This is a genomic window from Bacillus sp. FSL K6-4563 (genome assembly GCF_038630405.1).
In the GTDB taxonomy this organism is placed as follows: Bacteria; Bacillota; Bacilli; order Bacillales; family Bacillaceae; genus Bacillus; species Bacillus pumilus.
In genome coordinates this window covers 642,607-656,639 of the sequence record NZ_CP152030.1, presented here as the reverse complement: position 1 = coordinate 656,639, position 14,033 = coordinate 642,607, and the positions used below count along the sequence as shown (strand labels likewise).

Genomic DNA, 14,033 nt, shown 5'->3' with positions numbered 1-14,033 from the left:
ATGAACAAAATCACCTATCCAAAATCATTTCCAACAATACATACCGAAAGACTGATCTTAAAACAAACAACGATCGCAGACGCTAAGGATATGCACATCTATTTATCCAATGAAACCGTGTGCCGCTACATGGGCATTGATGCACATGAATCCATCGAAGACACAAGAGGAGAAATCAAGTGGTATGACAATATCTTCAAAGAACAAACAGGGATTAGATGGGGCATTTCTTTAAAAGATGACCCCGCCATCATTGGCAGCTGCGGATTTCTCAATCTAGCAAAACAGCACTGCCGCACGGAAATCGGCTATGAATTACATCACGATCATTGGAGAAAAGGCATCATGAGCGAAGCGATTGCTGCGGTGTTGCGATATGGATTTCAGGAGATGAATTTGAACCGGATTGAAGCCATCATTGATCCTAAAAATACGTCGTCTGTTCAATTATTGGAGAAGATTGATTTTGTGGGAGAGGGATTATTGAGAGAGTATGAATTGGGTCAAAAGGGGTTCGATGATGTGTATATGTATTCGATTTTGAAGAGAGATTACGAAAAATCCTAATAGACAGAGGAGAAACAAATGAAAACGGATATTCATTTCATCCAAAAGCCGCAATCAGAGTATGTTTCTTTTCACATTTATGAGCTAAATCCTACTATTGAAAAGCTAGTTCAACAAGTGAAGCAATCATCACCCTATTTCCTAGCGCAAGAGCCCACGAAAGAAAGAATGAAGAAGGTCTATTATCACGAGGTTTTATATATAGAAAGCGTCGATAAAAGATCGTTCTTGTATACGTCAGATGGGGTGTTTCTCATAAAGGAAAAGTTATTTGAACTTGAAGAACGGCTTGAAGCGCATGATTATTTGAGGGTATCTAAATCGATGATTCTTAATATTGATCAGATCGCCGCTATTTCTCCTAAAACGAGTGGCCGTTTTGAAGCAAGCCTTATGAATGGAGAAAAGGTAATGATTTCACGTTTTTATATTCAAGCATTAAAAGAGAAGCTTGGGTTACGGAGGAAGTGAACAGGATGAAACGTTATATCACAAATCTTTTGATCACATTTTGTCTGATCTTTACTGCACTCGTATTGATTTACTGTTTCACGTTTGGAACGATGCCCATCTATATTTTACAAGCAATCATGTTCAGCTCCTTTTTTTCAAGCGCCCTGACCTTCTTGCTATATCCAAAACAAACGTACAGTCATAAACGGATTTTTTTTCAACAAATTCTATATATCGTCCTTGTGATGTGTATGATTATGACCACCATCATCATCGTCAGCGCTGAAATCAGTCTCCTTTCGTTCATCGTGAATTTCCTTGTGGTCATGGCATTATTCTTTTTGATGAAGTACCTATTGTATAAAAAAGACCAAGCAACCGCTGAGGAAATCAACGAACTTTTACAGCAGCGAAAGAAACGAACAACATCTTAAAGTGCATCTTAGGGCTAAATATTGACATGTTAGGAAGATTTAATTGTGACTTCTGCTTGATTCCACTACTCTGACGTTAGAGGAGGAATTAAAACATGAAACCAATCACAATCATCCGAAAATCAGTACTTCTAATGCTGTTTTCTTTAATCATTCCAACAAGCGCAGGTGTCTATATATCCATCAAAGAAGTAACCGATCCAACGAACATCTATCTCATCAATGGCTGTGCCATGCTAGCTGGCTGTCTTTTTCTTCTATTGATCATTCAAAAAAGCCGCTTTCACTTCAAAGAGATCGGGTTTCGAAAAGGGACTCTTGGCTTGTGGATATTTCCACTTCTTTTCATAGAAGCCGTCCCATTTATCGCAGGACTAAACAAGGACATCTCACTGTCATCCTTTATGGCACTTTGTTTCTTCATGGTGTGTGTCGGTATTTTTGAAGAAGGTATTTTTCGCGGCATTCTGTTCCAATACTTAAAACAGATCAACCTGAACACCGCCATTTGGGGCTCCGCCATACTATTCGGTCTCGGTCATTCTGCTAATCTATTAAGCGGAAAAAGCATCACCATAACAGTGGCACAAATCTTATTCGCCTTTTTATTTGGATTTGTTGCGGCTGAAATCGTGGGGCTCACTGGCAGCCTGCAATGGGTGATCATATGGCATGCGGTGCATAATATCGTGGATCAAATAACAAATGGACATACATCTGTCGGAATGCAAATGCTTTTACTATCCATTCAATGTGTCATTTTGCTTGTTCTTGCGGTGGTGTTGTGGAGAAGATTAAGAATGAAAAATTGAATGTTTAATAATGGTAGATGAGTAGAATAGGAGGTAAGGAATGAAACAGCACACTTGGATTGAAGAACTGAAAGATATGCAAATTCAATTTTCCAATGAAATAAATAGAAATGAGCGAGCTCAGTGCTTCGCTTTTTTATCTTCTAAAAGGAATTCCGACAAACAGAAAAATTAGATCATAACAAAAAGCCGATATCCTCAGCATCATGTTATCGAACTTATTGATTCATGTCATCCTCCTTCAGAATGCTATATATTTCTAAATCAACAACCCCTTTGCCAGACCATAAAACAGCTTGACTGAGTGGCCAAGTTATTTTTATTTGATTACTGCGCAAATAAGCCAACTCCTTATTAAAGGGATTGGCTTTCCACTTAGTGGAGTTTTTAGTGAGAATTGATAACCTTTAAACATTAAAAATCCTTATAAATAATCGTTACACTCCAAGTTATTTATATATTTACTCTCCCATCAATCATTGCCTTAATATAAATTCGAGCGCACTAATTTATACAGATGTATGATCTATCTAATAAACTACTAATATGCTTATTTTTCTTCTAATCTTTGGGCTACGGTCAATTTCTTTTAGAGTAGAGAAATTTCCTTTAATTTTAATTTCTCGAGTAGACAAAACATGCATTTAACTTTTAGGATGAAATTCCTCTTTTATTAAACTATTTGAAGACTTCATAAATATATCTAAATATTTACGCATTAACATTTTTTCTGAAAAGTCTTCGGTATTATCTAGAATATCCAAACAGATTGCTATATATATGGAATTCATCAAAATTATTTCATCACTTTCTTTAAAAGAATTTCTATTGACAGTAGGAATAATTGATGGATTAAGTACATTTATTTTTATATCCTGAATCGATATATTTTTTATTGCATTTTCTACATTTAAACTACTTAACTCTTTTACGAACACTCCTCTAACAAACATTTTTCGATAATAATAATACCTAGGATTTATCCTCCAAGACATTAAATTTTCTCTATCATCATGATTTATCAATTCTAAATACTTATCTATTCCATTTATTGCGAATAAATTATATTCTTTTTTAGTATAGATAGTTCCGAATTCATTGTTATGGTATATATCATCAATTTTATTTAATTTTTCAATATCGAAATTGATAACGTATTCTGAGTTCTCATAAAGAGTTGGCATATTCTTGTTCAAAATTCCATCTAAAGTTATTACTTCTAAAGTTGGTGGAGAATATTCCCAAACATAATTAATGATTTCATCTTCATCCAGATCTAATTCTAAAGCTCTTTCTAATGCCGGTAATTTTTCATCGTCAACTAATATTAACTCAATAGTTTCTAACTTACTATTCTGTACATAGTTTTTTAATAGAATTGTTTCATCAGTATCTGGAATATATACTATTTCTTCATCTTCTAGAGAAACAACATTACCATCTAGCAAATCTAATAGATATTTCTTGAAAATTATACTATTTTTAAAATATTTTAATGTTAACTCTACATCTTCTAAATAATGACTTAAATCAACACTTTCAGTAAGTTCTAAATCATTTATTGTTATTTTTTTATATCCTCCGTCTTCATTTTCAATGTTTAAATGTACATTAATATCCTTAAATAAAAATTGTTCAATTAAATAATTTTCTAAATCCTCAATATTTGAGTCCCAAATAGATAAAAAATCATTTAAATTCAAAATAATTTCCGTTCCTACAAAGTTAGGTCTTTCTACCTCTTTCATCGCTACATATTGTTCATCTTTTTCTATTTCTAATTCAATAATGGAATTACTTTTATAATGTCTAGTTCTCACTAAAATTTTTGACGAGATCATAAAACCTGCTAAAAAACCAATTCCGTAATTACCTATAGGCTTATAATCACTATCTAAATGCTTGAATTCTTTTGATTTATAATAAGATGAACCTAGCTCTAAAAAATATCTTTTTATTATTGAATAATCCATACCTATTCCGTTATCTTTAATAATCACTTCATTTTTACTTTTTTTAAGAATTATATCTATAGTCCCTATATAATCATTTTCCCATGGTTCTTTAATTTGTTTGTATATAATTCCCTTATGATTGCAGGTATCTATGCAATTTTGAATAATTTCTCTAAGACCATATTTTTTATTTCCATATAACTCTTCTCCCATTAAGATCTCAATAATATGCAAGTAATTAAATTCAAACTTCAAATCTACTATCTTATAATCTTTAGATCTAATAAAATTATTTATTCTGTAATGCAAATTAAATTTATGTTTATTATTAAAATTCCCCGAAAGTTCTAAAGCGTTATTTATCTCAGTTTCCACCCAGCTAAAATAATTTAAAATCTTCCTATGTATCTTAGGTTCTTCACATTCTCCATAAAATTCTATAATTTTAATTCCTGTATCATTATTATTTACCTTCTGTTTGTTTTCAATTACAAAATGTTGCTTCCATTCTTCAAGACTATACCCTAAAGGTCTAGCAGCTTCAAATAACCGAGTGGGAGTTCTAGAGCTATCAAAATCTAATATATCTCCTATTCTTAAAAGCATTGCACTATATTGCAAGTTACAACTATAAGTTCCTTTAACAATATTTACATCTAACTCCTCTATTAACCAATAAAAATCCTTTGTATGGGCCTCGCAAATTTTTGCTAACTCATTTACAAATAAAACTTCTGGCATATCTGGTATAAAGAAGTGATGCGATAGTTTATTTTTTATATATTCTGATGAACGAAATGCATGTACTTCTCTTATAAATTCTTGAAGGGCTAATGTATGGTCATTATGAAATTGTTCTAATAATATTTCATAATTTAATCCTTCATATGTTAACCTCCCATTTTTAATATCAAGTATCTCATTATCATCCGGAGCCATTCCTATGTCATGTAAAAGGGATGAATAAATTATTAGTGCAAGTTCTAAATCATTCAAATTATCTATTTCTTCAATTAAATCGTACATTAAATCCATAATTCTTAATGAATGCCCAACATCATGCTGAGTATAATAGGGAAATATGCGGGGTATCCTAGTGTTTAATACACTTTCAACTTCTTTATAAACCTCTTGGATTTTAAAATAAAAGGAAGATTGCCTTCTATGTAATTCCATCATTAGTTTTGTATTTTCTAAATTCATCTCTCGCACACCTTAAATTTAATTTTCAAATAATCTCAGTCAATATTTTACTCTTTCTACTACAATATTAAAAATTCACTTGATTAATTTTCCTATAATTGAAATCGCTTATTTAGGGTAAGCATACCATATCAATGCAAAAAAAGGGAGCGCTACTATTAAGCTTTTTCACAGTATAACTTGAGACGAAAACGTATGAATGAACTATCTTACTGCGGTATTCCTGATACAAGGGAAATATAGGTGCCCTTATGAATATCACTAATATTTCGTTTTAAATCACTATTAGTAAATCTTCGTCAACGACTCTTGTATTTATTCAGTATTTCAATATATTTGGATTTCTTTATGATATTACAGTCTAATTATAAAAAATCAAGAGAAAGATAACTCGATGTATTTCCCTCCAAATATGTTTTATCTCATAATGGATTGCCAACTAATAAGTTGAGCACTCAAAATTATGGAAAGTTAATAAAAAGAAAACCAAGTTTACTACTCAACTCCTTAGGTGAAAATGGCTCTAGTTTAAGATAGATTAAGTCATGAATACATTCAAACAACATTAGAATTTATGAGCATCTATAACTTTATATGAATCATGAGGTTACTAACAAGTTTAAAAGTATTATTAATGTTGAATATCACCAGCGTAATAAAAGAAGGCTGAATTCAAATCAGTAAATAGGGCCTTAATAAAAGATTTCCATTAGAAGTTCTTTTTCATTTATATATTTTTCCTAAACAAAGACTTTTAAAGAACTTTTCTAATCTTTCATCATCATATTTTCCTCTATCATTTTCTTGATACAAATTACCAATTTTTTCTTCAATTAAAACCTTTACTAATACTCTCCTTGCATAGTTTTCTAATTTCCCTGCATTTAAAATCAGTTTTTCTGGTGTCCTAGTACCCTTAGGGACTGTACTATTATGAACATGCTGAGACCGAATGCCATAAATTACTCCCATATCATTAAATATATCTTCTCGTTCTTCATAACTCTCTCCCAGTAACCAAGCTATTCGTTCTCTTAATTTATGTGTAACATCAGTGTTACTAGTTGAAATTAAAGTTTCTAATAAAGAAGTAAATATCGCTATTCTTTCTGGCAAATAATTTTGTGCTCTAGCAGTTTGCAAAAGGTATAAAGCTCTTTCGATTCTCGAAGATTCATAAACTGGAATTTCCTTAAATGAATCAGCCTTATCATTCAAACCTGAGATATTTACAGTCTGACCAAAATATTTATTATAAAACATCTCTGGCAATTTTAATTCTTCTATATTAAAAAGTAATGAATCTCTATCACCTTTCAAGTTATAAAACATTACACTTCTTCCATTTGAACTGAATTTTACTTCTCTACCAGTTTCCAATTGCATATATCCCTTTTCAACACGTACACTATTATCTTTAACTAACCAAAGAAAGCTGTTAACAAGTTGAGCATTTTTCATAAAACTATCTAAAATTTCACATTCTGATTTTTCATCAAAAAGAGAATCATCTTTTATTTCTCCTTCTGCATAATAATATGGACCCGATAGTAGACAATCATATTCTAGGCTTCCAATTGCTTCTCTAAATAGAGGATGAAATATTTCAGATACTTTATTAGAGTTATTGGAAATTCTTAAATTCTCAAAAACTTTAATATCTCTATTCATGGTGTCCTTAATTTCTAAATCATAAGCATGTGCTATAAATTTATATTTAATCATTTTGTACTCCTTTAATTTTTATTTTACATTAATTTAATATTATCATTTTAGTTTGAACATTATTAGCGCGGAATAAAAAAGCCTATAACTAGCTTATTCACAATATCATACACCACCAATTCATTCACGATACAAGTTGAGAGATTTTCAAGCTCCCCCAAGGGATTCTTGCCAAGTCACTCGTCATCCCATCAATCGAAGTAACAGCACGGATACCGATTGTGTAGTCATATGTTCTTGCGTCATCCGTAACACCTAGGATGTCTGGGAGAACCGTGAAGTAATGACCGATGTCGCGCTCAAGGCCGAAGTTGGCAATTTCTTCACGTAGAATCGCATCCGATTCACGGACAATTTCTAGTTTTTCTTTAGAAATTTCACCTAGTTCACGGATACCTGTCCTTAATCTAGGCATGGCCAGCTCAAAACCTGAGGTAGGTAATATTGCAACATAGCACAAACAGTCAAGTTTCCTAAAGAGCATTTCCGCTATACTAAACTCGTAAGGCAAGGAGGTGCACGGTTGTCCTATCAAGAACATGAAAAAACGATTCAAGAAACATTAAATTATATTGAACAGCATCTGAAAGATGATTTACCGCTTCAAACTCTAGCGAAACACGCTGGTTATTCTAGGTTTCACTTTCACCGTATGTTCAAAAAAGTGATTAAGAAGTCAGTTGTTGATTATATTAGGGAACGTCGAATGACCCAAGCGGCGAAGGATTTAATTCATACGGATCAACGGGCGATTGATATCGCATTGCAGTATCGTTTTAGTTCACAGGAATCCTTCACTAGAGCCTTTAAGAAGATATATGACATGTCACCAGCACGTTATCGGAGATTACTAAGGAATGTAATTGATAAGGAGGAAAAGAATATGGCTGCAAATAAGAACACACCTACTGGCTGGATTATGACGGGGGACACCCCTTCTGACTATGAAACAGGTTTGGATAACAGAATTGTACACAGTGGTACTAACTCCGCTTATTTAAAATCAAAAGATGAAAAAGCTGGAGGTTTCGCAACATTGATGCAACAAATTAAGTCTGATCGTTACCGCGGAGAACGGCTTCAATTTTCTGCTTTTGTTAAAAGCGAAGATGTGAAAGGCTCAGCTGGTTTATGGATGAGAATCGACCATTCTTCAGGTGAAGTTCTTGCGTTTGACAATATGATGAACCGTCCTATTACAGGAACAAATGGATGGAATCATTTTAGTGTCGTACTAGATGTTCCAGTAAAAAGTGAAGTCATTGCGTTTGGCATATTACTACAAGGTCCAGGTCAAATTTGGATGGACGAACTTAGTTTTAAAATTGTAGATGAAAGTGTGCCAGTGACAGAACAAAATACTGTGGATCATTTAGAGAATGAACCAGTGAATTTAAATTTTGAGGGCTAGCAGACTGAAGTGAAGAGGAGATTGATTGCCATGAAAAAAATTGGTGCGATTTTATTGTTCGCTATGAATTCACTCACCTTTATTTGTGGCCTTGGATTTTTATTTGGTGAAGAGGACACCACATTAAAACAGAAGTAAAATAAAGAAAATAAAATTTAAAATGAAGATAAGCACCCATAGGACAAAAAAAATCAATTGAAAAAGATATCCCTACCACTATCTCTTTTTTGTCATCTTGGTATAATAGAAAAAATCAGAAAAATTAGAATGCGATGAAAAGGAATAGTACTTGCCGAAATGTTTTCAGAAAGTTGCTGGTTGATGAGAAGCAATAACAAAAAGGCAAGGAACTCACCTTAGAGTAGCCTTAGTGAAATGAAAAGTATTGATGTAGTTAAGGACGGCACCCCACCGTTATATGGGAAGGATATAAGATATAACAATCTGTATCCGAATAAGGGCATGATAATATATGGTTATCATGAAACAGGGGTGGTACCGCGTAAGAAGAAGTCTTTCGTCTCCAAGTTCAATCTTGGAGATGATAGGCTTTTTTATATTCCAATTACAGGAGGAATCGATGATGTTTAACTACAAAAAATACGAAAAGAAATACTTTTTGCCACCGAACCTTACTTATGATTGGGTGAAGAAAGAAACATTAGAAAGTGCTCCTATATGGTGCAGTGTGGACTTACGGGATGGAAATCAAGCATTACCTATTCCTATGAACTTAGAAGAAAAATTGGAAATGTTTCAGTTACTAGTAGAGATAGGTTTTAAAGAAATTGAAATCGCATTTCCAGCTGCTTCCGATACGGAGTTTAGGCTATTACGGACACTGATTGATCATCATATGATTCCAGACGATGTAACGATTATGGTGATCACGCAAGCGAGAGAGCATATTATCCGCCGAACCTTCGAAGCAATTAAGGGGGTACCGAAAGCGATTGTTCATTTATATAATTCGACTTCAGAAGCGCAGCGCAGACAAGTATTTAAGAAAACAAAAGATGAAATTAAACAAATTGCAATTGATGGAGCTATTTTAGTAAAAGAACTGGCCGAAAAAACAGAAAGCGATATTTATTTTCAATATAGTCCTGAAAGCTTTCCAGGAACAGAAGTGGATTATGCTTTAGATATTTGTAAGAGTGTTTTAGATATTTGGAAACCGACACCAAATCATAAAGCGATCATCAATATTCCGACAACAGTTGAATATTCAATGCCTCATATCTTCGCAAGTCAGATTGAGTATATACACAAAAATCTGTCTTACCGAGACAGTGTGACATTATCTGTTCATCCTCATAATGACCGTGGCTCTGGGGTGAGTGATGCAGAATTTGGTGTGCTAGCTGGCGCAGAAAGAGTCGAAGGTACATTATTTGGTATCGGTGAACGTACAGGGAACGTAGACTTGATTACCTTGGCGATGAATATGTATTCACAAGGTTATGATCCAAAATTGAATTTCAATAACCTAGAAGCTATTCGTAAAAAATATGAAAAACTAACCAAAATTACTGTTCATGAGAGACAGCCATATTCTGGCGAGATGGTATTCACCGCATTCTCTGGGTCACATCAAGATGCGATATCTAAAGGTATGAAATATAGAAAGGAAAATCATGTTGATAAATGGGACGTTCCGTATATCCCAGTAGATCCAGTTGACTTGGGAAGGAATTATCAAACGGATGTGATTCGAATCAATAGCCAGTCTGGAAAAGGCGGCATAGGCTATATACTAGAAACAAATTATGGCATTCAACTTCCTTATAAAATGAATGAAGCCATGGGATATGAAGCGAAGAAAGTATCTGATCAGACAAATAGGGAATTGTCTGTCGAAGAAATATATCATGTTTTTGAAAAGCAGTATGTTGATTTTCACCCTCATTTCCAGCTGCTTGATTATCAATTTCATAAAGGAGAGAAGCAGGAAGTCACCTTAACTTTGCTGAGAGATCATCAACAAATTGAAATACAAGGAACTGGCACTGGAAGTTTAGATGCAATCAGTAATGCGTTAAAAGCATATTTTCATCTCGAGTATGTTTTGGAAGTCTATGAACAGAATTCTTTGGGCAAGGATTCTCAAGCAAAAACCTGTGCACAGATTGGTATTTCATATCAAGAAAAAATGCATTGGGGTGCTGGAATTGATAAAGATATTATTGAAGCAACAGTGAAAGCCCTGGTGGTTGCAGTAAATAGACTAGAGGTTTGGATGTAGATGAAAAAAAATAAACTTGAAAAACATGAAGCGATGCAATATTTAAGAGAATATAACGAGCAAGAAATCTTTTATCAACAATACCAACAGAAAAAGCATGACAATCAATCATTGCAATTATTTTTGAAGGATTATGATAAAAACAATTTAATGCATAAGCAAATATATATAGAAGAATTTTTGCTTAAAGGGCAGAACGAATTTGAAAAAGAGGATACCATGTGGTTAGGTCAGGAGAATGATATCGAAGTGAGAAAGTATAGCCGTTTTATGCCTCAATTGTCGGCTATCCATGATTTCTTTGAGATGATCTATGTTCTGGAAAATGAGATGTATTTAGAAGTGGAAGATAAAAAAATGACTTTAAAATCAGGAGATATTGCCTTTATTCCACCTGATACAATACACAAGCCAATTGTCATGGAGAATACAATCGCAATGCAAATCATGATCCGTAAAAGTACTTTTCAAAAAGTGTTTTTTAAAATGTTAAAAGGAAATAATGTCATTTCAGAGTTCTTTTTGAATGCAATGTATATAAAAGAAAATAAAAATATTCTTATTTTCCATAGTCGCTTGGATAAAAATTTGCTAGACTGCTCTCTTCAACTATTTACAGAAAATTATAATCGGTTTCCTAGTTACCAGTTGATTATGAATAATTTGTTTGAGATATTATTATGCCTCTTATTAAGATTCAAACCAAGTCATATGAACGTAAATCAGGTCAAACAATATAGTGATAAACGTATGATTCAAATGCTTCAATATATTCAGCAATGTTGTGAGCATATAACAATCCAGGAGATGGCAGAGGAATTTAACCTTTCACAATCTTATCTGTCAAAATATATAGCTCGTAAGCTTGGCAAATCATTTAGTGAGATTCGACAAGAAATAAGATTGGAAAAAGCGTGTGAAATGCTCACTGGGAGCAATTTGCAAGTAGATCATATTGCGACAACCGTTGGTTATCAAAATGTAGAGCATTTCATTCGTTTATTTAAGAGAAAGTATCACCTAACACCACAACAATATCGTTTAAATAATAAAGTCGAGCAAACTTCAAATCAATACTAATAAAAAGGAGAAATCATCATGTCAATCAAAAAAGTAAAAGATTATTTTAAACAATATGATATGGATACTCGAATTCAAGAATTTTCAGTATCTAGTGCAACCGTAGACTTGGCTGCTTCTGCATTGGGCTGCGAACCTGAAAGAATCGCAAAAACACTCTCCTTTCTAGTGAATGGGCAAGCTATTTTAGTTGTGACCTCTGGTGATGCAAAAGTTGATAACAAAAAATTCAAGGAATATTTTAAAACAAAAGCTAAAATGCTTTCTCCTCATGAGGTCGTTGACTTGGTCGGTCATGAAATTGGCGGAGTATGTCCTTTTGCTATAAAGAATGGCGTTTCTGTTTATTTAGATATTTCACTAAAACGTTTTGAGACAGTCTATCCAGCCTGCGGGAGCAGTAACAGTGCTATTGAACTAACAATCAAACAATTAGAAAAATACTCCGGTTATTCACAATGGATTGATGTGGGTAAGGGATGGAATGATGAATTCACACATTAAAACAAAAGGAAAAAGTGCAATTAAAAATAAAAAAGAGCTAAAAACCCTTGATACACAAAGGTTTCTAGCTCTATTACAACTATTCCCACTCAATCGTAGCAGGCGGCTTACTCGTAATATCATACACCACGCGGTTCACATGCTTCACTTCATTCACGATACGAGTTGAGATCTTTTCAAGTACATCCCAAGGGATTCTTGCCCAGTCACTCGTCATCCCATCAATCGAAGTAACAGCACGGATGCCGATTGTGTAGTCGTATGTTCTTGCGTCACCCATAACACCTACGCTGCGGATGTCTGGGAGAACCGTGAAGTATTGCCAGATGTCGCGCTCAAGGCCGAAGTTAGCAATTTCTTCGCGTAGAATCGCATCCGATTCACGGACGATTTCTAGTTTTTCTTCAGAAATTTCACCTAGTACACGGATGCCTAGTCCTGGACCTGGGAAAGGCTGTCTCCAGACGATGTCGTCAGGAATGCCTAGCTCTGAACCTAGGGCACGGACTTCATCCTTGAATAGCGTATTCAAAGGCTCAATCAATTCGAACTGCATGTCTTCTGGAAGACCGCCTACGTTGTGGTGAGATTTGATTGTTTGTGCCGTTGCTGTTCCGCTCTCAATGATATCTGTGTAAAGTGTTCCTTGTGCTAAGTAGTCGATTCCTTTTAGCTTGTCCGATTCATCATCGAATACATAGATGAATTCGTTACCGATGATTTTACGTTTTTGCTCAGGATCAGACACACCTTTTAGCTTGTTTAAGAAACGATCTTTTGCATCTACTTTAATCACGTTCATGTTGAAACCTTCGCTAAATGTCTTCATAACCCCTTCTGCTTCGCCTTTGCGAAGAAGACCGTGGTCAACGAAAATACATGTCAGCTGATCGCCGATTGCTTTGTGGATCAATACAGCCACAACAGATGAATCTACACCGCCGCTTAGTGCGCACAATACTTGTTTGTCGCCTACTGTTTGACGGATTTTCTGCATTTCGATTTCAATGAAGTTCTCCATTGACCATTTGCCATCGCAGTCACACACGCCGAAGACAAAGTTTTTCAATAGGTCATTTCCGTACTCAGAGTGACGAACCTCTGGGTGGAACTGAACACCATAGAAATTCTTCTCAGCTAAGCTCATCGCTGAGTTTGGACAATGTGCACTTGTTGCATCAACTGTAAAGCCTTCTGGTACTTCAACAACGAGGTCACCATGGCTCATCCATACGACTTGATCCGTTGGAAGGTCTTTGAATAAAGCAGGTGTTCCGTTAATATGGATGTCTGCTTTCCCATATTCACGCTGGCTAGCCGCTTCTACTTTCCCGCCTAAATAGTGAGTCATCAGCTGCATGCCGTAGCAAATGCCTAGAACCGGAATGCCTAGATCAAAAATCTTTTCGTCACAGCGGAAAGATCCTTCATCATAAACACTGTTTGGACCGCCAGAAAGGATGATTCCTTTCGGCGCCATTTCTTTAATTTCTTCAGCAGTTAAAGTGTGCGGATGAAGCTCACTGTACACACCAAATTCACGAATACGGCGAGTGATCAGCTGATTGTACTGACTGCCGAAATCTAGAACCAAAATCATTTCATTTACTAAATTTGTCATGGTGTCACCTCTATGTCCAATAT

The 14,033-nt window shown here is 34.5% G+C and carries 12 protein-coding genes, 1 pseudogene and 1 other annotated feature; of the genes and pseudogenes, 9 read left to right on the top strand and 4 right to left on the bottom strand.

Annotated elements, in window-relative coordinates; translation table 11 throughout:
• From MHH54_RS03265 to MHH54_RS03245, 5 genes are all read left to right on the top strand, one after another.
• A complete protein-coding gene (locus tag MHH54_RS03265) occupies positions 1 to 567 on the top strand; it encodes a GNAT family N-acetyltransferase (RefSeq protein WP_342500675.1) in 567 nt (188 codons plus the stop codon).
• Positions 568 to 585: 18 nt separating this feature from the next.
• A complete protein-coding gene (locus tag MHH54_RS03260) occupies positions 586 to 1,038 on the top strand; it encodes a LytTR family DNA-binding domain-containing protein (protein WP_065099138.1) in 453 nt (150 codons plus the stop codon).
• 5 nt (positions 1,039 to 1,043) lie between these two features.
• On the top strand, positions 1,044 to 1,454 hold the full coding sequence (locus MHH54_RS03255; protein WP_342500674.1) for a hypothetical protein: 411 nt from the start codon (positions 1,044 to 1,046) through the stop codon (positions 1,452 to 1,454).
• A 95-nt stretch (positions 1,455 to 1,549) separates the two neighbouring features.
• A complete protein-coding gene (locus MHH54_RS03250; protein WP_342500673.1) occupies positions 1,550 to 2,266 on the top strand; it encodes a CPBP family intramembrane glutamic endopeptidase in 717 nt (238 codons plus the stop codon).
• Positions 2,267 to 2,306: 40 nt separating this feature from the next.
• Positions 2,307 to 2,441: a hypothetical protein gene (locus MHH54_RS03245; protein ID WP_262982462.1), complete on the top strand. Its 135-nt coding sequence runs from the start codon at positions 2,307 to 2,309 to the stop codon at positions 2,439 to 2,441.
• A 469-nt stretch (positions 2,442 to 2,910) separates the two neighbouring features.
• Here the strand turns inward: MHH54_RS03245 and MHH54_RS03240 are convergent, their stop codons facing one another.
• The 3 genes and pseudogenes from MHH54_RS03240 to MHH54_RS03230 all read right to left on the bottom strand — a co-directional run.
• Complete coding sequence (locus MHH54_RS03240) at positions 2,911 to 5,424, bottom strand: ATP-binding protein (RefSeq protein ID WP_342500672.1); 2,514 nt, start codon at positions 5,422 to 5,424, stop codon at positions 2,911 to 2,913.
• Between the two features lie 723 nt (positions 5,425 to 6,147).
• Positions 6,148 to 7,149 carry a hypothetical protein gene (locus MHH54_RS03235; RefSeq protein WP_342500671.1) on the bottom strand — a complete coding sequence of 334 codons (1,002 nt, stop codon included), beginning with the start codon at positions 7,147 to 7,149 and terminating at the stop codon, positions 6,148 to 6,150.
• Between the two features lie 62 nt (positions 7,150 to 7,211).
• Positions 7,212 to 7,546 (bottom strand): annotated as a pseudogene (locus MHH54_RS03230) (GMP synthase (glutamine-hydrolyzing)); the annotation flags it as partial.
• Positions 7,547 to 7,672: 126 nt separating this feature from the next.
• On the opposite strand from MHH54_RS03230, the gene MHH54_RS03225 reads away from it, so the two are divergent.
• The 4 genes from MHH54_RS03225 to MHH54_RS03210 all read left to right on the top strand — a co-directional run bounded on the left by MHH54_RS03225 (position 7,673) and on the right by MHH54_RS03210 (position 12,389).
• Entirely contained in the window at positions 7,673 to 8,560 is an 888-nt protein-coding gene (locus MHH54_RS03225) for an AraC family transcriptional regulator (RefSeq protein WP_342500670.1), read from the top strand.
• A 263-nt stretch (positions 8,561 to 8,823) separates the two neighbouring features.
• Positions 8,824 to 9,088: a binding site (T-box leader), on the top strand.
• 55 nt (positions 9,089 to 9,143) lie between these two features.
• On the top strand, positions 9,144 to 10,805 hold the full coding sequence (locus tag MHH54_RS03220) for a 2-isopropylmalate synthase (RefSeq protein ID WP_342500669.1): 1,662 nt from the start codon (positions 9,144 to 9,146) through the stop codon (positions 10,803 to 10,805).
• Complete coding sequence (locus tag MHH54_RS03215) at positions 10,806 to 11,885, top strand: AraC family transcriptional regulator (RefSeq protein ID WP_342500668.1); 1,080 nt, start codon at positions 10,806 to 10,808, stop codon at positions 11,883 to 11,885.
• An 18-nt stretch (positions 11,886 to 11,903) separates the two neighbouring features.
• Positions 11,904 to 12,389: a YbaK/EbsC family protein gene (locus MHH54_RS03210; RefSeq protein WP_044141491.1), complete on the top strand. Its 486-nt coding sequence runs from the start codon at positions 11,904 to 11,906 to the stop codon at positions 12,387 to 12,389.
• Positions 12,390 to 12,468: 79 nt separating this feature from the next.
• Here the strand turns inward: MHH54_RS03210 and guaA are convergent, their stop codons facing one another.
• Entirely contained in the window at positions 12,469 to 14,010 is a 1,542-nt protein-coding gene (gene guaA, locus MHH54_RS03205) for a glutamine-hydrolyzing GMP synthase (RefSeq protein ID WP_061418133.1), read from the bottom strand.
• Positions 14,011 to 14,033: the final 23 nt, after the last annotated feature.

What these genes read in the sequence shown, in the direction of transcription:
- MHH54_RS03215 (WP_342500668.1), top strand. Translation starts at nt 10,806, where the DNA reads ATGAAAAAAAATAAACTTGAAAAACATGAAGCGATGCAATATTTAAGA.
- MHH54_RS03260 (WP_065099138.1), top strand. Translation starts at nt 586, where the DNA reads ATGAAAACGGATATTCATTTCATCCAAAAGCCGCAATCAGAGTATGTT.
- MHH54_RS03265 (WP_342500675.1), top strand. Translation starts at nt 1, where the DNA reads ATGAACAAAATCACCTATCCAAAATCATTTCCAACAATACATACCGAA.
- MHH54_RS03245 (WP_262982462.1), top strand. Translation starts at nt 2,307, where the DNA reads ATGAAACAGCACACTTGGATTGAAGAACTGAAAGATATGCAAATTCAA.
- MHH54_RS03255 (WP_342500674.1), top strand. Translation starts at nt 1,044, where the DNA reads ATGAAACGTTATATCACAAATCTTTTGATCACATTTTGTCTGATCTTT.
- guaA (WP_061418133.1), bottom strand. Translation starts at nt 14,010, where the DNA reads ATGACAAATTTAGTAAATGAAATGATTTTGGTTCTAGATTTCGGCAGT.
- MHH54_RS03250 (WP_342500673.1), top strand. Translation starts at nt 1,550, where the DNA reads ATGAAACCAATCACAATCATCCGAAAATCAGTACTTCTAATGCTGTTT.
- MHH54_RS03210 (WP_044141491.1), top strand. Translation starts at nt 11,904, where the DNA reads ATGTCAATCAAAAAAGTAAAAGATTATTTTAAACAATATGATATGGAT.
- MHH54_RS03240 (WP_342500672.1), bottom strand. Translation starts at nt 5,424, where the DNA reads ATGAATTTAGAAAATACAAAACTAATGATGGAATTACATAGAAGGCAA.
- MHH54_RS03235 (WP_342500671.1), bottom strand. Translation starts at nt 7,149, where the DNA reads ATGATTAAATATAAATTTATAGCACATGCTTATGATTTAGAAATTAAG.
- MHH54_RS03220 (WP_342500669.1), top strand. Translation starts at nt 9,144, where the DNA reads ATGTTTAACTACAAAAAATACGAAAAGAAATACTTTTTGCCACCGAAC.